Here is a 20,750-nt window from a genome sequence, read left to right on the forward strand (position 1 = left end):
GCCGGGAGCAGCTGCCATGACCGTACGCAAGAATCAGGCGAACCTCACAGGTGCCGAGAAGAAGGCCTTCGTCGACGCGGTACTGGAAGTCAAACGGACCGGGGTGTACGACGAGTTCGTCGCCGCCCACCGTCTCCGGTTCGCGCTGGACATGAACACCGGGATATACGTGGGCCACTTCGGCCCGTCGTTCCTGCCCTGGCACCGCAAGTTCCTCATCGACTTCGAGAACGAACTCCAGAAGGTCGACGCCTCGGTATCGATCCCCTACTGGGACTGGACCGCCGACAACACCCTCGGCTCGTCGCTCTGGGCGCCGGACTTTCTCGGCGGCACCGGACGAGCCCTGGACGACCAGGTGATGGACGGCCCCTTCGCGTACTCCGCCGGCAAGTGGCCCATCACCATCCAGGTCGACACGCGCCCGTTCCTCGCCCGCAATCTCGCCTACCGCGTGCCCACGCTCCCGACCCGGGCCGAGGTCGACGCCGCCCTCGCCATTCCCACGTACGACTCCGCGCCCTGGCGGGACGGCTCGGCCGGCTTCCGCTCCACGCTCGAAGGCACGGCGAGTTATATGAGCATGCACAACCGGGTGCACACCTGGGTCTGGGGTCAGATGGAGACGAGCGTCTCCCCCAACGACCCGGTGTTCTGGCTGCACCACGCGTTCGTCGACAAGCTCTGGGCCGACTGGCACGCACTCCACCCGGCCGGCGCCGCGTACCTCCCCGCCGCGGACACCCCCGACGTGATCGATCTCGACGAGACCATGCCGCCCTGGACCGACACGACCCCCCAGAGCATGCTGGACCACTCTCCCTTCTACACGTATGCCTGAGTTCGGGGCATGACGGGTCTGCTGCCGGAACCGACGGTGTCCCGCCGTCGGTCTCCGGTCGCAGGTTCTTGCCGTGTGCGCCGATCTCCCTGACGGCCCCCTCGGCGAGCAGACCCCCCGGAGATCCGGGAACAGGAACGGGGAACGGGGAACGAACGGCGAACCCCCCTGTCTCGTGGGAGACTTCGGCCATGGAGGATGTGAGACTGACCTTCGACGACGGCTCTGTCGTACGCCTGCACCTCGCGCCGCGGACCGGTACTCCGGCGCTCGATCCGGGTGCCGGCGCACGCACCGCGGAGCGTGACGGCGATCCGGCGGGCGAGCTGGACCTGCCGCCCGGGTTCGGCGAGGCGCGGCCGGTGAGTTCCGACGGGCGCACGGCGCGGGCCCTCACCCGGAGCGGTCAGACGCTCAGTGACGCGTTGCGCCCCCTCGGCGGGGTGCTGAGCGGCATCCACGACTCCGTCAGCCGGTTCGCCCAACGGCCCGACGAGGTCACGGTCGAGTTCGGTGTCACGCTGGGCAGCGACCTGAGTCTCGGCGTCTTCTCCGGGAGCGGCGAGGCCAGCTTCACCGTCTCGGCGACCTGGAACCTCAACGGCACGAACGGCACGGAGGAAGCCGCGCCGGCGCACCCGTCCGCAGGGCTGCCGAGCCAGGTCGACGGTTCCTGACCCGTATGCGGCTGGATGTGACCCCCTCACTCGCCGACGCACCGCTGCACCGGGCGTTCGTGTCCGTCCTGGGGCGGGACCAGCCGGTCGGTGCGGGCGTGCTGCTCTCCCCGACCCTGGTCCTGACCTGCGCGCATGTCATCAACAGCGCGCTCGGCCGGCATCGCTTCGACGCGCCCGTGCCGTCGCGGGGGCAGCAGATCGGGCTGCGGTTCCCGCATGTCGACCGGGAGCGCGAGCTGATCGGCCGGGTGCTGCCGCACTGCTGGCGGCCTCCGCGCAGCCGCCCCGAGGCCGACCACCCGAGCCCGCCGGGAGCCGGCGCCCTTCCGTACTACGGTGATCTCGCGGTCGTCGAACTGGACACCGAGGCCCCACCGGGCGCCGAACCGGCGCCCTTCCTGACCCATCGGGACGGCAACGAGGTCGTCGCGCAGTGGGCGAGCGGTCACGCCCTGCCCACCCTCCGGGCGATGCCGCGGGTCTCCTCCCATCCCTGGATCGCGCTCGATGTGCTGGGCGGGACGGTGGCCGAGGGGTTCAGCGGCGGGCCGTTGTGGGACCGGGCGCGACAGGCCGTCGTCGGCCTGGTCGTCGCCGCTCATGAGAGCCGCGCGCGCGAGGAGTGCCCCGCACCAGCCGGGCGGTACGCCCCACCCGCCGCGATGTACGCGATCGGGCTGTCCTCCATCGAGTCCGAGCTCCCCGGCCTTCCGCCTGTCGCTGTCCCCGCCGCGGGCCGGGGGCGGCAGCAACTCCTCAGCGCCCTGGAGAAGTTGCTGCCGACCCGCAGGGAGGTCATGGCGTGCGAGGAGCGGCTCGCCGGGCGGCTCGGACGACGGTCCTCCGGTCCGGCCGCCGACATCGAACGGCTGGCGGGCATGGCCATGGGCGTACGCCGGGGCGTCCCCGAACTGCTCAACATCGTCTACGAACAGCTCGCCGAACTGCGTGCCGGCTCCCCGGCGACCGACCCCGACTGGGAACGGGCGCTCGGGATCGCGCGCATCGTCAGTCCGGGGGAACGCCTGTCGTCCGGGCAGCGGCGCAATCTCAACGCCCTGCTCGCCGAGTGCCGCGCCACCGACCCGATCGCGCTCGTCCGCGCCGTACTGCCCTACGCGGACGAGGTCCCGCGGCCCTGCGACCTCGCGGACGCGACGGACATCCTGGAGTGTTACGACCCCCAACCCGGCCAGCCCATGCCCCCCTTGTTGCAGGGGGTCATCCACATCAGCGTCCAGGAGCGCGAATCGGGCGCCTATCTCGCCGACGATCTGGACGCGTGGGTACGCAGCACCGCCCCCCGGCTGGGCGTGGCGCCCGCCGCCGTCGCGCAGTTCCGGGCGGATGTGTCGGCGCACGCCGGAGCGCGTGGAGCGCGAGCGCCGCGCACCGCCCCACCCCGGGTCCAGGTCGAGCTCCTGCCCGTGTCCACCGGTCACCTCTTCACGTACCAGATCTGGGTCTGGAACGGTGACGGGCGGCACGAGGTGGTCCTGACCGAGGACACCGAAGTCTCCAGCCACCGTGTCGTGGAGGCCATCCGGCAGGTGCTGCGTACCGAGGTGGAGGAGCATCCGGAGACGGCTCTGGTCGAGTTCTTCGTGGCCCCCGCCTGGCTGCGGCTCGACGTGGATGCCTGGGAGTTCCCGGGCAGCGCCGACGACGGGGGCTTCCGGCCCGGCATCACCCGCCGTGTGGTGCTGCGGAGTTCGGAGCGGACCCGGGAGACGCACGCCGGGTGGAAGCGTCGCAGCAGCGCGCTGCCTTCCTCGCCCCGGCTGCTGCTCGATCAGCGCTCCTGCGACCCGGCGGTGGCCCAGGCCAGGCTCGAAGTGCATCCGGAGGCCGGAATCGTCGTCGTCTGCTGCGACCGGCAGCACCAGGGACTGGTGCTGCGGCAGTGCATCCAGGCCGGGGTCCACACCGTGCTGTGGCACCGCGAGGAACACGGCGGGCAGATCGCGGCGGACCTGCTGGCGCTGGTCGAGGGTGTCGATCACACGCGCATCCCCGAAGCGGTCCGCCTGGAGCGGGCCAAGGCCATGGCCGATCCGGACTGCACGACCCACCACGGGCGTGAGCTGTCGCTCCTGCACGACGGGCCCAACCACCGGCCACCGCCCCTGGCACCCGCGCCGTGGGCCCTCATCCAGCCATGAACCCGTCCCGACGAGGAGACCGCGTCGTGCCGCATCCACGCGCCACAGCACCTGGTGACAGCAGCTCGCCCGCCGAACCCTGGTGGGTGTTCCGCGGCCCGTCCGATCTGCCCGAACCGCCACCGTGGCGGCGCTTCCCCGCCGCGCGGCGCAGCCCGGGCTCGCAGCGCTATCTCATGAACGCCGACGAGATCGCCGTGGTCAATGCCGCGCTCCATCTGCGCCGCCCCCTGTTGGTGACGGGCCGTCCCGGCACCGGGAAGAGTTCGCTGGCCCGTGCCCTCGCCGAGGACCTGGGGCTGGGCGAGGTGCTCCGCTGGTCCGTGAACAGCCGGTCGACACTGCAGGACGCCCTGTACCGGTACGACGCCGTCGGCCGGCTGCGCGAGGCGTCGCTGCAGCGTGAACGCGAGGCGCCGCGCGGTCCGGCACGGCGGCTCAAGAGGCGCGGCGCGCAGGGCTCGGACATCGGCAACTACCTGCGTCTGGGGCCGTTGGGAACAGCGCTCGCCGCCACGGGCGGCCCCCGTGTGCTGCTCATCGACGAACTCGACAAGTCCGATCTGGACCTGCCCAACGACCTTCTGGTGGTGCTGGAGGAGGGCGAGTTCGAGATCCCGGAGCTGGCGAGGCTGCCCGAACACCAGCAGACCGCGGATGTTCTCGTCACGGGCAGCAGGGAGCGGATCCGGGTGCGGCGCGGCCTGGTGGCCTGCGAACAGTTCCCCGTCGTCGTCATGACCAGCAACGGGGAGCGGGACTTCCCTCCGGCCTTCCTGCGCCGTTGTGTCCGGCTCGACCTGCGCGACCCGGACGAGGCGAAGCTGCGGGACATCGTCCGGCAGAACCTCGGTGAGGCCGCCCTGGCCGAGGCCGACGACCTGATCTCCGAATTCCTGCGGAAGGCGGCCGTGCAGAGCCTGGCCACCGACCAGTTGCTCGCCGCCGTCCATCTGCGGGTCACCGGGGCCGATCTCACGCGTCAGGAGCTGCTCGGCGCGGTCATGCACCGGTTGGACGAAGCGTTCCCCTCATGATCGACCGGCTGCGGGTGCTCCTGGATTCCCTGGGGTACGACCTGGCGGCGCCCGAACTTCTCGATGTGCTGTGGCTCGCGCGGGCGATGGGCCACGAAGCACCGGCGACCGAACCCCGGGCCGGCACCCCGACGGTTCAGCCGGGTGCTCCGCCCCTCATGGAGCCGGTGGGGGACGCCGCCGGGCCCGTATCTCCCGTCGCGCCGTCGGAGGCTCCCCGCGATCCGCGCGTCCCCGCGCCCGCCGCGGCGCCGGCCGGGCGGCCGCACCGCCTGTACGCCTCCGACGGCGGCGGTACCCCGGACGGCGCCGGGACCCGGGCCCGGTCCGTTCGTGCCCCGGGCCCCCGGGCGCTGCCGGGCACGCAGCCGCTGGCCCGTGCGCTGCGCCCGCTGCGCGGCTACCGCGACCACCGGTACCGGACAGTCGCGGACATCGAGGCCACGGTCCGGCTCACGGCCGAGTCGGGTGTGCTGGACGTGGTGGACCGGCCCGAGCAGGAGCTGCGGCACACGGCCGTGCTGCTCATGGACGACTCACCGTCCATGCGGCTCTGGCAGCCGCTCGCGCGGGAGGTGAAACGCCTCCTGGAGCGAGCCGGCGTATTCCGTGCGGTACGGGTGCACCGGTTCGCCCTGGGGGACGGTCACCACCCCGCCGGGACTCCGCGGACGGAATCGCCCGTCACCTTCGTGCTGACGGACGGTGTGGACGAGGCGTGGCAGAGCCCCGCGGCGGACCGGTTCATCGAGGCATGGGGGCACGGTGGCCCCCTGACCGTGCTGCCGCCGCTGCCGCGACGGCTGTGGCGTGGCACGGCGTTCGACGCACAGCCCCGTCCCGTCGTGGCGGAGCGGCCGTTCGCGCCCGCCCGCGAGCTCCGGGTCCTCGATCCGCTCAGTGGTCTGCCGGTCGGGCGGACGGCCGACCGGCCCGCTGTCCCGGTTGTCGCGCTCACACCGTCCTCGCTGTCCGCGTGGGCCCGGCTGCTCACCCGTCCCGGCACACCCACGATGGTGGACATCGCCCTGTTCGACACCGGTGACGGGGCGTCACGAGCTTCCGGTCCTCCCCCCTCGACGCTCCCGCAGCACCGTCTGGAACGCTTCCGGGCCTCCTTCTCCCCGGACGCCTACCGGCTGGCCGTCCGGCTCTCCGCGATCAGGCCCCTCAGCCTGCCGGTCATCCAGCTGGTACGGATCGCCTCGCTGCCCGACACGTCACCGACGGCGGTCGCCGAGGTTCTGCTCGGTGACCTGCTGCGGCCGCTGGCGGACGGCGGGCCGGGAGATCTCCGTCTGCCGACGTCCGCCGGTGGCAGGCCGGCCGATCCTCTCTACGACTTCGGACCCGGTGTCCGGGACCTGCTGGCGAGCGGGCTCAGCGTGGAGCGGTCCATCGAGGTCGTGGAGGCGGTCGGTGAGGCGCTGGAGCCCCATCTCGGCCGGATGCCCGACTTCGCCGCGCTGCTCGACGATCCGGGCGGGAACGAGCACCGCCCGGCGGGCGCGTCCGCCTTCGCGGTCCTGGTCAGCCCGGTGCTGGACAGGCTGTACGGCAGGACCACGCCGGTCGCGGAGGTTCCCGGCACGCCCCGGGCGCCCCTGCGGTTCACGGTCTTCGGTCCGCATCTCGCCTGGCGGGGCACCGAGCCGGTCCCGATGGGACCGCCACGGCAGAAGGCGGTACTGGTGGCTCTGCTGCTGCGCAGAGGCCGGGCCGTGGACGACACCGCGCTCGTGGAATCGGTGTGGGGTGAGTGGGCGCCCGACGGCAGGAAGCGGACCGCGCGGTCCTATGTCTCCCGGCTGCGGCAGGCGTTGGCCTCCTCCGGAGTCGAGATCGACGACACGGCGAACGGCCACCGGTTGTCGGCGCAGGGCGAGAGGGGCGAACCGGATCTGGATCTGACGGTCGCCGAGCGGCTGTACGAGGAGGCGAAGACGGCGCGGGCGGCGGGCGACCCGGCCGGGGCCCGGCGTGCGCTGACCGATGCGCTCGCCTGCACCGAGGGATCCCCGCTCGACGGGATCCCCGGCCCCTTCGCCGCGGGCCAGGCCACCCGCCTCGCGGAGTGGCGCCTCGCGCTCCTCGAATTCCGGATCGAGCTCGATCTGGAGGCGGGGGATCATGCCGAGCTCCTTCCCGAACTCACCGCCCTGACCACGGCGAATCCGATGAACGAACGGCTGCGCGCGCAGCTGATGCTCGTCCTGTACCGCAGCGGACGCCAGGCCGAGGCCCTCGCGGTGTACGCCGACACCCGCAGGGTGCTCGCCGACGAGGCCGGCCTCGACCCGGGCCCGGAGCTGACGAGGCTCCAGCAGCGCATCCTGAACGGCTCCGACCCCCGTGAGCTGGACATCGCGCCGCACCCTCGGTCCGTCCTCACGGCTTCACCGGCCACGCCACCGCCGGCGGACGGGCTGCGGTTCGCCGTACTCGGTCCCGTACGCGTCTGGCGCGGCCGCGATCCACTGTCCTCCGGTTCACCGCAGCAGCGGGCCCTTCTGGCCGCACTGCTGCTGCACGACGGCCGGACGGCCACCGCGAACGAGCTGATCGACGGAATCTGGGGCGACGATCCGCCCCAACAGGCACTGGCCTCGCTACGGACCTACGCCTCCAGGCTGCACAAAGCCCTGGGCCCCGATGTCCTGGTCTCCGATGGAGGAAAGTACGCCCTCCGGGTCCCTGCCGACTCACTGGATCTGGACCTCGCCCGGCAGTTGGCCACCGAGGCCGAGCGGGCCCGGGGCGATGGCGATCTCCTTCAGGCCCGCGGCCTCCTCAACAAGGCGCTGGGCCTGTGGGACGGCGAGGCGCTCGCCTCCGTGCCCGGTCCGTACGCGGAGAACCAGCGCGCCCGGCTGGAGGAGTGGCGCCTCCAGCTCACGGAGACCCGGCTCGATCTGGACCTGGAATCCGGTCTCCACGCGGATGCGGTCTCCGAACTGACCGCGCTCACCGCCACGCACCCGCTGCGCGAGCGGCTGCGCGAACTGCTGATGGTCGCCCTGTACCGCAGCGGACGCCAGGCCGAGGCCCTCGCGGTGTACGCCGACACCCGCCGGCTGCTCGCCGAGGAACTGGGCGTCGACCCGCGCCCGGAGCTGGCCCAGCTCCAGCAGCGCATCCTCCGGGCCGACGAGGAGCTGGCCCGCCCGGCCGACGGACCGGCGCCCCCGTACGCCGCGGCCGCTCCTGCGCAACTCCCCGCACGGGTAACCGACTTCACCGGCCATCAGGACGATCTGCGGGAGGTCACCGAGCATCTGGGCCGGGCTGACGGTTCGGTCATGACCATCGCGTCCCTGGGCGGCCTGGGCGGCATCGGCAAAACGACCCTCGCCGTCGAGGCCGCCCATGCCGTCCGGGCCCACTTTCCGGACGGCCAGCTCTACGTCGACCTCCAGGGCGCCGGCCCCCGTGCGGCGGCGGCGGAAACGGTGCTCGGCTCGTTCCTGCGCGCGCTCGGCACCGCCGACTCGGCGATACCGGACACCCTGGACGAACGGGCCGCCCTGTACCGCTCCTCGCTGGAGGGCCGTCGCGTTCTGGTCCTCCTGGACAACGCGCGCGACGCGGCCCAGGTCCGCCCTCTGCTCCCCGGTACGGCGGGCTGCGCGGCCCTGGTCACCAGCCGGGTCCGCATGGTCGACCTGGCCGGCGCCCGCCTGATGGACCTGGACGTGATGTCCCCCGAGGAAGCACTCCAGCTCTTCACCCGGATCGTGGGCGAGGAACGCGTGAGCGCGGAGCGCGAAGCCGCTCTGGATGTGGTGGCCATGTGCGGCTTCCTGCCCCTGGCCATCCGTATCGCCGCCTCCCGCCAGGCCGCCCGCCGCACCTGGACCGTCTCCGTCCTCGCCGCCAAACTGGCCGACGAGCGCCGCCGGCTGGACGAACTCCAGGCGGGCGACCTCGCGGTCAAGGCCACCTTCGAACTCGGCTACGGCCAGCTGGAGCCCGCCCAGGCCCGCGCCTTCCGCCTCCTCGGCCTCGCCGACGGCCCGGACATCTCACTGGCGGCGGCCTGCGCACTCCTGAACCTGGAACCGCAGGTGGCGGAGGACCTGCTGGAAGAACTGGTCGGCACCAGTTTCCTGGAATCGGCCGCACCGGGCCGCTACCGCTACCACGACCTCGTACGCCTCTACGCACGTGCCTGCGCCGAGCGCGACGAACAGCCGCCGGTGGAGCGGGAACTGGCACTGTCACGACTGCTGGACTTCTACCTCGCCACGGCGGCCGAGGTGTACGCGCTGGAGCATCCCGGCGACCGGCTGGTCGACCATCTGGAGGCCACGGCCCATGGGGGCCTGATCTTCGGCGGCCGGCCCACGGCGATCGACTGGCTGTACTCCGAGGCGGCCGGTCTGCTCGCCTCGGTCCGGCAGTCCGCGGGCCCGTCGTTGCGGCGCGCCGTGGACACCCTGTGGGTCACCCAGGATCTGGCGGACTCGGGCGCCGCGTCCGGGCAGTACGAGGCGGCCGCCACGGCCCTGTGGGAGGAAGCGGCGCGGCGCGGCGACCCGAGGGCAGAGGGACGGGCCGCGCTGGTGGTGGCCAGGACCTGGATGAACGCGGGCAGGTTCGAGCAGGCCGACGACGCGGCGGCCCGCGCGCTCCTGATGGCGGAGAGCTGCGGGGACGCCCTGACAGCCTGCTGGTCGCAGAACAGCCAGGGGACGATGGCTCTCTATCGGAACCACCATGAGCAGGCCGAGCGTCATTTGACGGCTGCGCTGGCGGGTTTCCGGGCCGTCGATGACCGGCCCGGCGAGGCGAGCGCCCTGTGCAACCTGTCCCGTGTCCGGCTCGCCGTCGGCGAGGTCTCCTCCGCCCTGACGCTCGTGGAGCAGGGAATGGCCGTCTATGACGGCCTCGGCATGTCCCTGCGTGGCGCCAACGCGCGCTACGCGCTCGGACTCGCGCTCACGGCCGCCCAGCGGTTCGACGAGGCGATCGCCGCGTTCCGCGAGGCCCTTCTGAGGTTCACCGACAGCCGCCAGCGTCTCTGGGAGGGCATGACCCTGTTCAGGATCGCCGAGGCCGAACTCGCCGCGCACCGTCCGGCACCGGCTCTGGATCTGGCCGAGCGGGCCCTGGCCGTGCTGGGCGGCATCGGCGGCGACTGGCGGAGGGGCAACGTACTGACGGTCCTGGGGCGCGCGCTCCAGGCCGTGGGACAGGTGGACCGCGCGCGGGCGTGCTGGCAGGAGGCCCTGGACATCTTCGAGGAACTCGGTTCCCCCGAAGCCCGGCAGGTGCGCGAACTGGTCGAGGGCCGGGCGTCCGCCCCCGTACCGAACACCGCGTAGCGCCACCGGACATGGTCCGCCGCCTGGTGCCGGCGCCGCTGTCCGAGGAGACCCGCTGGTGCGAGCGGGACCGTACCGCGACGGCGCCGGTGAGGGGTGGCGTCCGGTTACTCCTGGCCGGAGCAGGGGCCGCAGCAGTCGCGGGCGCGTTCGACGCAGATGGTGACGCTGTCGGTGTTGTTCGTGGGGTCGGGGTCCTTCTCATGGGCGGTGGCCGTGGCGGTGTTGCTGATCGAGCCGGAGGCGGTCGCCTTGGCCCGCAGCACGAGCGTGGCGGTGGCGCCGTCGGCCAGGTCACCCACCTCCCACTGTCCGGTCACCGGATCGTAGGTGCCGGGTGAGGGCGTGGCGGACAGGAACGTGAGATCGTCATGCAGCACATCGGTGACGGTGACTCCGGTGGCCCGGTTCGGTCCGGTGTTCCGGACGGCGATCCGGTAGGTCACGGTCTGTCCCTCGGTGACCGTGGTCGCGTCGGCCGCTTTGGCCACCGTCAGATCGGCAGCCGGATCGACGTCCGTGACCGCCTCGTTGGACGTGGCGGTCAGCGGTTCGGGAGTCGGCCCGAGGCGGTTCTCGTAGGCAGCGGTGGCACTGTTGATGACCCGGCTGCCTCCCGCGGCCAGGCCGATGGTGACCCGGTACTCCACCGTGGTGCCGCCCGGCAGGGTCTCGGTGCTGGGCAGGCTGCCGGCCTGGCCGCCCGAAGCGCCGTTGCCCAGGTGGAAGACCACCTTGTTGCCCTGGGCGTCGAAGTACGCCTGGTCATCGCCGTTCCGGTCGCTCTTCGGCCCGGTGTGGGGACCGTCGACGATACGCAGAGATCCGGGCAGGTACGTCGTGCCGGCGGGGATGACGTCGGTCAGGACGAGGGCTTCGGCCGGGCCTCCGCCTTCGTTCCTGGCCGTGATGCGGTAGGTGACGACGTCCCCCACCTCCAGGGGTCCCACGGGGATGGCGGTCTTGGTGAGCACCACGTAGGGAGCGGTACCGAAGAAGACGCCGTCCAGGAAGTTCCCGATCCCCTGGTTTCCGCCGGCGGCGGAGATGGAGCGGAACGCGAACCGGGTCGTCGTCTGGCCTGCCGGGACGGTGTACGTGCCCGTGTAGTAGCCCCAGGCGTTGTTGCCGTCGGTGAAGCGTCGCTGTTCGACCGCGGGGCCCGGTGTGCCGATGTCCAGTGCCATGGTGTCCTGGCCCTGCCGTCCGCGGTGGTACAGCCTCCAGTACAGCTTCGACCCGGGCGTGGTCGGCAGGTCCTGGTAGAGCGTGGCCACCTGGCGCGCGTTCAGCTCGGCGAACTGGGAGCCGTGCACCGCCGGCACCCCGTTGAAACCGGAACGCCACAGCTCGATCATGTGATCGGTCGAGGTGGTACGCCATCCCGGTACGCGCTTGGCTGCCTGCGTCTGCGACGCGTCCGGGAGGATCTCGAAGCCGGTGACGACGGGCTCTTCGAAGCTTCCGTTGACCAGTGCGACCCGGAGCGGAGCGGGCGGAGGTGTAGTCACGTGTCCCCTTTGGTTCGGCGAGGTCCGGCATCGCCCTCCGGCCGGACCACGAGGGCGGGCTTCGGCGGAGCCGTGGCCCCCGAGAGCACAACGCAATCCCGGGGACACGGAAAGCACATCCTCATCGGTCCTCGCCAAACCCGCCGGGCTGGTTTGCCGGGCACATCCGCCAGGGTTGACGGCACCGCCCCCGCACCGGCGGCTGTCCGCACATCACCCGGAACTCACGGGGCACACCTCTCCCTGCCGCCACCCCTTGAACGGCCGAAAAGAACTCCGCGGCCACTCTCCCTCGCCTTCCGTGAGGGTGATCCGCTACGCAAAGGGTTGACAGTCAGGGAGCTCTCCGGATGCCGGCGCCTCCGGACAGCAGGGGTTCTGCCTCCCCAGCACCCTTCGGGGCGCGCCCGTCACCGCCGATGGCCGCCGCACCCGCTCGCCATCCCGTCCTGTGACAGGTGCTTCACCGCCATGTCCCGACTGTGTGCCATCGGCCGTTCGGCCGAAATTCGCTGGTTAGCTGGCACGGACGCCGAGGGAGGCGTCGCAACGACCGGACGGAAATGAGAACAGACATGGGCAGACGTTACGGGCACACGGTGTCCCGCAGGCAGATGATCAGGCTGGCCGGGACGGGGCTGGGACTGGTCGTCCTCGGGACCGGGGCCGTGGCGTGCGAATCCGGGGAGCAGCCGGAAGAGCCCGGCGACGGTCCGGCGACGGGCGCGGACAAGGAGGGCGGAGGGTCCACGACACCGCCGCCGGGTACCGCACCCGAACCTCTGTGGAAGTCGGACGCCGCGAACACCAATCTGGCCGGGATGGACGCCCTCGCGGTGGTCGGCGACACGGTCCTGGTGTCGGGAGATCCGCTGGTCGGACGGGACATGGCAGGCGGCACGCAGAAGTGGTCGCGCGCCGGTGTCACCACCCCCGGCGCCAAACTCATCGTCGGCGGCGGGACGCTCTATCTGGCCAGCGCCGAGTACGACGGCGACGTAGTGGGGCTGGATCCGGCCACGGGCAAGGAGACCTGGCGGAGCCGGCTGGGCAAGCAGTACCAACTGCCGCGCCCGATCGCGGCCGACGACCGTCATGTGTATGTCCTCGCCGGCATTCTGGAGAAGGACTTCACGACGCCGAACAATGTGATCGCGGCGATCGACACCACGTCCGGCAGGATCGTCTGGCGTGAGCAGCGCGACGCGGGGACCGAGGAGCACGGGATCACCGCCGCGTCCGTCGACGGGCACCTGATCTATACGGACTACCGCGAGAATGTGACCGTCCGTGACACGGCGACCGGCCGACAGGTGTGGACGAAGAAGATCAGCGAGTCCAACCGCCGCCGCTTCGCCGTGCACAAGGACCTGGTGATCGTGGCGGACGGAGGGCGGCTGCGGGCGCTCGAACTGGCCGGAGGCAAGGACCGCTGGTCGCTCAGGACCGAAGAGTTCAGCAAGTTCTACGACCCGCAGATCCTGGACGGGGTGCTCTACGCCGCTGACAGCGCGCGTGGCATGTGGGCGGTGGATCCCGGCACGGGCAAGGCGATCTGGCACAACGAGGATCTGCTGGAGTCGGCGACGCAGGCGTGGCAGTTCGCCAAGGTCAAGGGAACCCTGTACGGCGCGACCGAGTTCGACAAGGACGGCGGCGTGCATGCTTTCGACACGACGACCGGAAAACTGCGCTGGACCTACAACGACGGCACCGGCGACATCCAGCAGTGGTACGTGGTGGCCGCGGGCAGCCGCTTGGCCGTGATGCATGGGAAGCGGCTCTACGCGCTGCCCGCCGTGTGATCGTGGTACCCACGTCCGGTTCCCCGCGGTGCGTTCCATAGGCCTGCGTCCGAACCGTGTGCCGCACCCCGTGGTGGGCGAACTCCGGCCTCCGGCACCTGAGTTCGCCCACCGGCTCGCAGAGTGCTGGGTCCTCCGGGCAGATTCCGGCGGCGCTCCCCGGGGCCCACGGCTTCACGGGCGACGATGTCCCGGACGGGGCAGCGGCTTCTGATCTCCTGAGGGATGTCCCGCTCAGCACCGTTCCTCGGGAGCGGAAAATGGGATCATGAAGCTCTCCCCTTCGGCATGGTGTAGATGCACTCCTCGATCCGCTCGATGAGATCACCTTCGAATCGAAAATACACCACGGCGTGGACCTCGTTGAATGACCCGCCGACCATATTCAGGTGGAGCACGTGCTGCTGGAACACCTCGTTCGAACTGTGAAATCGGCGGATGACGTCGTACTGCAGCGACTTGACATCGACGGCAAAGGCCTTGAACTGCTCCAGGCTCTCACCGATCCCCTGTGCCCCGTTGCCGTCGTTCTGCCAAACGGTCGCCCGGTCCGTACACAACGCCTGGGCGCGGGATAAATCGCGCACCTCCAGACACTGCAGAAAAAGATTCACTTTCGCACTCAGATCTTGCTGCACATCGATCCCTCATTCCTTCTGCGGAGACGGAGTGTGACCGATCGAGTCAATGGCGAGTGGGCGACGACAGTGCCGGCTTCGACGCCATACGAGGTAATAACTCGAACCACTGTCGACGGCCCTGCCGATGCGGTCAAGCTCATTGTGTCGATGCAATCGATCGCATGGTGCGATGCGTTCTTCCGGAGCTGCGGGATTCGAGCGATGGTGATTTTCCCGCGCGCGCCGGTGACCAGGGGCCGGACGCCCTGCTGTGGGCCGCCACCGGCACCGGCGCTGATGCCTCGGTCACACCGTTCCGTTCCGTTCCGTCCCCCTGGGCACAGAAATTCAGGCAGAAAACTCGTGACGGCACCGAACAGCCCACGATCATCTCCACCATCTACCGAGCCGTTCAGGCACCGCACGAGATAATCCGATGGGCAGCGACGCTGTATCGCATCGAGCGATCCGGTCCCACTGGATCACAGGATTGACCATGTCGGCCAGGTCGAGGACAGTGGATCCGAAGGCCCGGCAGCACGCGTTCACGCCGATGTCTCAGGGAGGTACGGTGACCGGTCGAGTCATCTACGCGTCGTTCGAATTCCAGTTCCCGTTGGGTGGAATTCGCGTGCTGAACCAACAGGTCTCGCTGTTGCGGGCCGCCGGCGTCGAAGCATTCCGCTGGACACCCACGCCGGGATTCCGCTACACGTGGTTCGACGACGATGTGCCGACGCTGTCCGGCATGACCCTGGATCTCGGGCACGAGGACGTCCTCGTGCTGCACTAAAGGGCTGTCCCGTAATCCCTGGCGGATCAGCGCGCGGCGTCGTATGCGGTGCATCGCAAGGCGGAGGGACGCCCGCATACCGGATGTATGCGGGCGTTCCGACAACGCGGCGAGGTGCCGTAGCTGTCGTCGCGCGCCCGCCAGGGCCTTGGCCCACAGATAGCCCTCGACGTTGTCGCTGGCCACCGCCGGACCCCAGCTCCGCAGGTCGGACACGATGGAGCGGACGCGGGCACTGACCGGGGCGCCGTCGGGATCACCGATGACGAGGGCGCCGGCGCCGCCGTCCAGGATGACGCCTGGTTCGATGACGTCGGCGAAGATGTTGACGAACGCGGCGACGGTGCGCTCGGCGCCCACGTGCCGGGCGATGAGGTTCTCGTTGAAGCCGTTCTGGAGGGAGACCACACAGCCGTCCGGGGCCAGGCGGGGTGCGATCCAGGCTGCTGCGGTAGCCGTGGCCTGGGCCTTCACAGCCAGCAGAACCCGCCCGAGGGTGCCGTCGAACTCGTCAGGGGTGGTGGCGGCGACCGGCACGCCGGTGCGGGTGCCGCCATGTGCGACGACGAATCCGTCGGCGCGGATCGCCGCCACGTGTGCCGGGTCGGTGTCGACCACGGTGACGGGGTGTCCGGCCCGCGCGAGGGCGAAGGCGAGCGTGCCGCCGATCGCGCCCCCGCCGACGACGGTGTAGGCGGCCCGTCGCGGGGAGGTGTCGGTCATGAGGTGGGTCCTTCCGTGGTGGCGGCCGGTATCGCGGGCAGCGGGACGGCGCGGGTGTCGCCGGGCTGCCAGATGCGGGGCAGGTGCAGTGCGCCCGTACTGGACCCGCCGTCCACCCTCAGCACCTCCCCGGTGATCCACGAGGCGTCCTGGCCCGTGATCCAGCACACGGCGCGGGCGATGTCGTACGGAGTGCCGGGGCGGCCCAGCGGGTTGGCGCCGATGGCCGCGGCGTACTCGGCGGATACGGGGTTGCAGTCGCCGGCGACCTGGACGAAGCCGGGGCTGACGGCGTTCACGCGGATGCCGTATTCGCCCAGTTCCAGGGCGGCGGCGCGGGTGGCCATCTCCAGGGCGGCCTTGGAACTCGCGTAGGGGCCCCGCCGGGCCGGGACCGCAGTGCGGAACCGGAGGAGATGTTGACGACCGTGCCGGGCCGCCCGGCCGCCATGGCGAGCCGGGCGAACGCGGCCGTGGTGAGGACGGGGGCACGCAGATTGACGGCGAACAGCCGGTCCCAGGCGGGGGCGTCGACGTCCGCCATGTCGAGGGACGGGTAGACACCTGCCGCGTTGACCAGGACGTCGACGGGACCCTGCTCCGCCCAGGCCCTCTCGATCAGGCTGGAGGGGGCGTCCGGGTCGGCCAGGTCCGCGGCGTGCGCAGCCTGGTCACCGCCCAGCCGTGCCGCGGCCCGATCAAGGGCCTCGGGGTCGCGGTCGGTGAGGGTGAGCAGCGCTCCCGTGTCCAGGGCGCGGGCGGTCAGCTCTCTCTCGTCGTCGCGTCCCAGCAGCATGTTCCGCTCGTGGATCCAGCCGTGGACGGCCAGTTCGTGCCCGTCATACGTGTACGCACGCGCCTCCTCGGGGTGGATCAGGGCAGAGACGGCCGGCATGAAGAACGTCGCGGGGGCGCGGTGACGGGCGAGCAGGTCCAGGATCCGGGCCGCGCCGACACGGGCACCGTACTCGCCCTGGGCGAGCCGGCCGGGACTGGTCTCGCCGTCGCGCAGCGGGATCGTCTCGTGGTCGGAGTCGAAGGACAGGGCGACCGCGACCCGGGCGTTGCCGGGCCAGCGGCCGGGGACCAGCCTCCGTCCGGCGCGCACGGCGTCCACGTGTCCGCGCCAGGTTTGTTCGGTCCAGCGCCAGCTCTCTGCGGGCAGGCCGGAGTCGTGATGAGGTCGGCCGCGGGCAGGTCGGTGAAGAGCATCCGCATCATCTCCTCGTTGTCGCGGGCAACGAAGTCGACGATCAGATCGGCGGCGCCGGTGACCACGGCCACGAAGCGGACGTCCGGACCTGCGGTGAGCCGGTCCGCGACGGCCAGGCCCTGGCCCGGTTTGGCCTGTACCCGGACGAGCATGGAGGATCCCTCCCGCGTCCGGTCCAGTTCCATGGTGCCGACGATCCGCAGCAGCCCCCGCTCGCACAGGGAGCGGTATCGCCGCTGGGCGGTCGTCTCACTGGCGTCCACCCAGCGTGCCACCGCGCTCCACGGGGCACGACCGTTGAGCTGGAGCGCGGCGATGATGCGCTGGTCCAGCTCGTCGATGGTGCCCACAGGGGCTTGGTGCTTCATGGTGCCGACGGTAACGAGCACCCTCACTACCGTCAATGAAGGAATCCTGCATCATCGCTGGTCAAAGCCTTTTCATCCCGCAGCCACAGCGCCCCGGAGGGGTAAAGAACGCAGCTGGGCCCCGTGCACACGGATGGCTGGAACATGACGGATTACGCCACACGCGTGTCCAAAAAGACACCTGGCGTCCATCGGGGCGCACCCGTCCGGCACCGACCGCGGTACGGAAAGCCCCGTGAGCGACCGGAGCCTGCGGTCCTGCCGAGGCACAGTCACCGGTGACGGCCAGGAGACGCCTGCTGCGAGGGCCGCGCCGTCACATACGCGCTGAACAGGTCCCGGCGGCCGGACAGAACGACTTGAGGACAGCCCAGCAGGGCGTCAGTCGGTGCCCGAGCCACGGCCACCGGAACCTGAGTATCGGCATCAATGTCAGTGCCGGCCTTTATCCTCACCTCATGAAAAACGCCAAGATTGTTGTCGGCCTGGTCACGGCCGTTCTGCTCACCGCCGGTTGCGGCTCCAGCGACGCCGAGGACAGCGCCGCGCAGAAGGCTCTGCCGGTCGCCGTCGACGGCCCCCAGAAGGACGTGGTCCCGCAGCGTGAAGCGGGCGAAAGGCTCAAGATCACCCCGCTCCCCCCGATGGACGCGCCCTTCGTCGAGAAGGTGGAACACAACCTGCGCCAGGCCGTTCTCCGCTCCGCACGGGTACCCGGCGAGACCAGCGCCAAATGCCCCGACGGCGTGGACGAGAAGGCCGGCGCGGTCAGCCAGTGCATCGCCACGTACGAAGGAGTCGATGTTCCCTACGAGGTGAAGATCAGCGAATCAGCCAAGGAAGGCAACTCCCTCATCTTCTTCGACACCACACCCAAGAAGGGTCTGCTGGTGGCGAAGGCGGTGTACGACTCGCTCAACGAGAGCTACGGTTCCGAGTCCGGCCGCACCGATGCCAGCAAGCTCGCCTGCGAGGAGATACCCGCCGCGAAGGCGGTCCCCCTGGGCAAGGACACGGGCTACACCTGCCAGTACTGGAGCAAGTTCGCCGACGAGGGCGAACCCGGCTACGCGACCCTGCGACTCACGATGGGCGCACAGGGATACGGGCTCGGTTTCCAGCCCGTCGAGTAGCCCGGGAAGATCGTTCCCCCTTGAAAGTGAGCCGGTCGGGGAAGCATCGTGCTGAACACGCGGACCAGCGTCGATCTCGCTCCTGCCAGGTGTTGCCGGGCCGCATCTCAAGCCACTCCAGCACCTTGAGCAGGGTCAGCTTCCTGTTGCAGCGGGACTTGGAGTCCTGGCCGAGAAACGGGGGCTCCAGCATCCGGGCGACCACGGCGGCGGGGGTCTGCCGTGTCGTCGGCCGGCTCTTCGGGTTGGCCCGGGGCGGGAACTTCCGCCACAGCGCGATGGCTTCCGTGCTGAGCCGCCAGGGACGCGGCCACCGCGGCGGTGATGGCGTTGGTGGTCGTGGCCTCCCTGGCCGGACAGGGAGGTTTGGCTGGGAGGTTTGGCTTTTCTCTGAATCCACTGGGAGAAGTCGCGGGCCTCGATACGGGTCGCCCCGATCCAGGGCGCCCCGATCCAGGGCGCCCCGATCCATGGCACCTCTGCCTCCCACAAGAAGCCGCTCCGCACCGAGCAAGAGGACACATCGGGGTGATCGGCTCAGGTATTCACGGATCCATCCGTCTCGCCTTCACACTTCGCGCGACACAGTGGCGGGACTCATCCGACCCGCCACTGTGTTGTTTCCGAGCTCCGGTGATCGCTGGGCCGCGTGCCGCGCAGCCGCTTGAACGCCACGCTCAGCGCGAAGGCGTTGGCGTAGCCCACCTTCCTGGCGATCGTGCCCACCGTGTCGTCGGTCTCCCGCAGCAGGTCCGCGGCCAAGGTGATCCGCCAGTCCGCGAGGTAGGCCATCGGTGGTGCGCCGACCAGCGCCGTGAACCGCCGGGCGAGCGCTGCCCGCGATACCCCCACTTTGGCCGCCAGGTCCGCCACCGTCCAAGGGCGGGCGGGTGTGTCGTGCAGCAGCCGCAGCGCAGTACCCACCACCGGATCGTCCAGTGCGCGGCACCAGGCAGGGGCATCCGCGTCGGGGTTGTCGAACCAGCTGCGCAGCGCGGAAACCAGCATCAGGTCCAGCAGCCGGTCCAGCACCAGATCCTGTCCCGGTCGCTCTCTGGTGACCTCCTCGGCCAGCATCTCCACCGACAGGTAGGGGCTGCCCCCGGCCGGCACCACCAGCACGGCGGGCAGGGCATGCAGCAGTCGTTCGCTGAGCTCTCCCCTGCGCTCAAAAGCCCCGCTGACCAGCACGGCAGCCCCCTCGGCCGGTGTTCCGCAGCTCCGGGCCGGCCCGGAGGCGTGCTCGACGCCCTCGGCCCTTGGGCAGTAGTCGGTACTGGTCACCACCAGCGAGGGTCTGGTCGCGGGGTCGTCGGCCACCGTGTAGGGCACGTCGCCGCGGATGACGGCGATGTCGCCGACGCCGATGGGCACCGGCTCGTGCTGGTCGGGAACGATCCAGGCCCGGCCGCGCACCATCGTGGCCAGCGTCAGCGGGGCACCACTGGCCATCCGCAGCGCCCAGGGCGGTCGCATGGTCGTCTGCCGGAAGATGGCGCCGCGCGCCCGTACTTCTGCCAACAGCTCCGACACGGCGTCCATGCCCTCAGCATAGACGCCTGGACATCAAGTGGAGCTTGCCAGCCATGGATCGTCTCGGCGCCGGCCCGTTGACTGGGGTCATGTCTGAACTTCCGATTCTTGTCACCGGGGCAACCGGTAAGTCTGGCCGTCGAGTTGTCGGCCAACTGCGGACCAAGGGGCTGTCTGTTCGCGCGGCGGCCCGGAACGGCGAGCACATCTTCGACTGGACCGACAGCGGCACCTGGGATGCCGCTCTGGAGGGCGTGCAGTCCATCTACATCGTGCAGTTGGACGGCACGAAGCTCGTTCGCCCGTTCATCGAGCGGGCGGTGCAGCATGGGGTGCGGCGGATCGTGCTGGCCTCGGGGCGCGGAATCGACAATCCGGACTACGCGAAGGACAGCAGCGGTGTCTTTGAGGGCATCGTCGACAGCGAGGCCGCCGTACGGGACAGCGGTCTGGAGTGGACGATCAGCAGGCCCGGCTGGTTCGCGCAGAACTTCAGCGAGGGCTTCTTCGCTGATGCCGTCCGCGCCGGTGAGCTGCGGCTACCGGGCGGCGATGGGGCTGCCAGCTTCGTCGATGCAGAGGACATCGCCGCGGTGGTGGTCGCCGCGCTGACCGAGGACCGGCACGCGGGCCAGATCTATGAGTTGTCCGGACCCCGGGCGGTGACGCTGGCCGAGGCGTCCGCCACGATCTCCGAGGCCACCGGCCGGAAAATCCGCTACGTGCCGCTCTCCGTCGAGGGCTACGTCGCGGAACTCGTGCAGCAGGGACTGCCGCCCACGGACGCCCAAGCCTTCGCGGACGTCATTGAGCCACTCAGGGAGGGTACGGACGAGTACGTCTCCGACGGCGTGCAGCGTGCCCTTGGCCGCTCGCCTCGGACCTTTGCCGAATTCGCCAAGTCCACTGCCGACAGGGGTGGTTGGCCGGGCTGACCGTGTCAACGAAACCGGCGCGATGCGATCCGGTCGACGGCTCTCTCCGCGTTTCTGACGCAGGAAGGTAGA

General features: G+C 70.5%; 11 protein-coding genes and 5 pseudogenes. 9 read left to right on the forward strand and 7 right to left on the reverse strand.

Annotation, left to right across the window (positions count from 1 at the left end):
* The first annotated feature begins 16 nt into the window (after positions 1 to 16).
* From OHA98_RS21785 to OHA98_RS21810, 6 genes and pseudogenes are all read left to right on the forward strand, one after another.
* Positions 17 to 841: a tyrosinase family protein gene (locus OHA98_RS21785; protein WP_266928417.1), complete on the forward strand. Its 825-nt coding sequence runs from the start codon at positions 17 to 19 to the stop codon at positions 839 to 841.
* Between the two features lie 191 nt (positions 842 to 1,032).
* Positions 1,033 to 1,518, forward strand: coding sequence for a CU044_2847 family protein (locus OHA98_RS21790; protein ID WP_266928419.1), 486 nt, complete (start codon positions 1,033 to 1,035; stop codon positions 1,516 to 1,518).
* Between the two features lie 5 nt (positions 1,519 to 1,523).
* Positions 1,524 to 3,683 (forward strand): trypsin-like peptidase domain-containing protein, encoded by a 2,160-nt coding sequence (locus tag OHA98_RS21795; RefSeq protein WP_266928421.1) that lies wholly within the window; start codon positions 1,524 to 1,526, stop codon positions 3,681 to 3,683.
* 26 nt (positions 3,684 to 3,709) lie between these two features.
* Complete coding sequence (locus OHA98_RS21800) at positions 3,710 to 4,720, forward strand: MoxR family ATPase (protein ID WP_266928422.1); 1,011 nt, start codon at positions 3,710 to 3,712, stop codon at positions 4,718 to 4,720.
* A pseudogene (locus OHA98_RS21805) lies at positions 4,717 to 7,044 on the forward strand (SAV_2336 N-terminal domain-related protein); the annotation flags it as partial. The gene OHA98_RS21800 and the pseudogene OHA98_RS21805, both read left to right, overlap by 4 nt.
* Positions 7,045 to 7,146: 102 nt before the next feature.
* Entirely contained in the window at positions 7,147 to 10,044 is a 2,898-nt protein-coding gene (locus OHA98_RS21810; protein ID WP_266930841.1) for a BTAD domain-containing putative transcriptional regulator, read from the forward strand.
* 107 nt (positions 10,045 to 10,151) lie between these two features.
* Here the strand turns inward: OHA98_RS21810 and OHA98_RS21815 are convergent, their stop codons facing one another.
* Positions 10,152 to 11,555: a CARDB domain-containing protein gene (locus OHA98_RS21815; protein ID WP_266928423.1), complete on the reverse strand. Its 1,404-nt coding sequence runs from the start codon at positions 11,553 to 11,555 to the stop codon at positions 10,152 to 10,154.
* Between the two features lie 575 nt (positions 11,556 to 12,130).
* Between OHA98_RS21815 and OHA98_RS21820 the strand changes: the two genes are divergently transcribed.
* Positions 12,131 to 13,360 carry a PQQ-binding-like beta-propeller repeat protein gene (locus tag OHA98_RS21820; RefSeq protein ID WP_266928424.1) on the forward strand — a complete coding sequence of 410 codons (1,230 nt, stop codon included), beginning with the start codon at positions 12,131 to 12,133 and terminating at the stop codon, positions 13,358 to 13,360.
* Positions 13,361 to 13,626: 266 nt separating this feature from the next.
* On the opposite strand, the gene OHA98_RS21825 is transcribed toward OHA98_RS21820, so the two are convergent.
* The 5 genes and pseudogenes from OHA98_RS21825 to OHA98_RS21845 form a co-directional block, all read right to left on the reverse strand.
* Entirely contained in the window at positions 13,627 to 13,998 is a 372-nt protein-coding gene (locus tag OHA98_RS21825; protein WP_266928425.1) for a nuclear transport factor 2 family protein, read from the reverse strand.
* A 919-nt stretch (positions 13,999 to 14,917) separates the two neighbouring features.
* Positions 14,918 to 15,496: pseudogene (locus tag OHA98_RS42740) on the reverse strand (ketopantoate reductase family protein); the annotation flags it as partial.
* A pseudogene (locus tag OHA98_RS42960) lies at positions 15,493 to 16,262 on the reverse strand (SDR family NAD(P)-dependent oxidoreductase). The pseudogenes OHA98_RS42740 and OHA98_RS42960, both read right to left, overlap by 4 nt.
* Positions 16,239 to 16,661: pseudogene (locus OHA98_RS42965) on the reverse strand (polysaccharide deacetylase family protein); the annotation flags it as partial. The pseudogenes OHA98_RS42960 and OHA98_RS42965, both read right to left, overlap by 24 nt.
* Before the next feature lie 5 nt (positions 16,662 to 16,666).
* Positions 16,667 to 17,077: pseudogene (locus OHA98_RS21845) on the reverse strand (Lrp/AsnC family transcriptional regulator); the annotation flags it as partial.
* Between the two features lie 458 nt (positions 17,078 to 17,535).
* Between OHA98_RS21845 and OHA98_RS21850 the strand changes: the two are divergent.
* Positions 17,536 to 18,210, forward strand: coding sequence for a hypothetical protein (locus OHA98_RS21850; protein WP_266928428.1), 675 nt, complete (start codon positions 17,536 to 17,538; stop codon positions 18,208 to 18,210).
* A 597-nt stretch (positions 18,211 to 18,807) separates the two neighbouring features.
* Here OHA98_RS21850 and OHA98_RS21855 read toward each other — a convergent pair.
* A complete protein-coding gene (locus OHA98_RS21855; RefSeq protein ID WP_266928429.1) occupies positions 18,808 to 19,752 on the reverse strand; it encodes an AraC family transcriptional regulator in 945 nt (314 codons plus the stop codon).
* A gap of 80 nt (positions 19,753 to 19,832) precedes the next feature.
* Between OHA98_RS21855 and OHA98_RS21860 the strand changes: the two genes are divergently transcribed.
* Positions 19,833 to 20,678: an SDR family oxidoreductase gene (locus OHA98_RS21860; protein ID WP_266928430.1), complete on the forward strand. Its 846-nt coding sequence runs from the start codon at positions 19,833 to 19,835 to the stop codon at positions 20,676 to 20,678.
* Positions 20,679 to 20,750 lie beyond the last annotated feature (72 nt).

The sequence above is a fragment of the Streptomyces sp. NBC_00654 genome (assembly GCF_026341775.1).
Classification (GTDB): domain Bacteria; phylum Actinomycetota; class Actinomycetes; order Streptomycetales; family Streptomycetaceae; genus Streptomyces.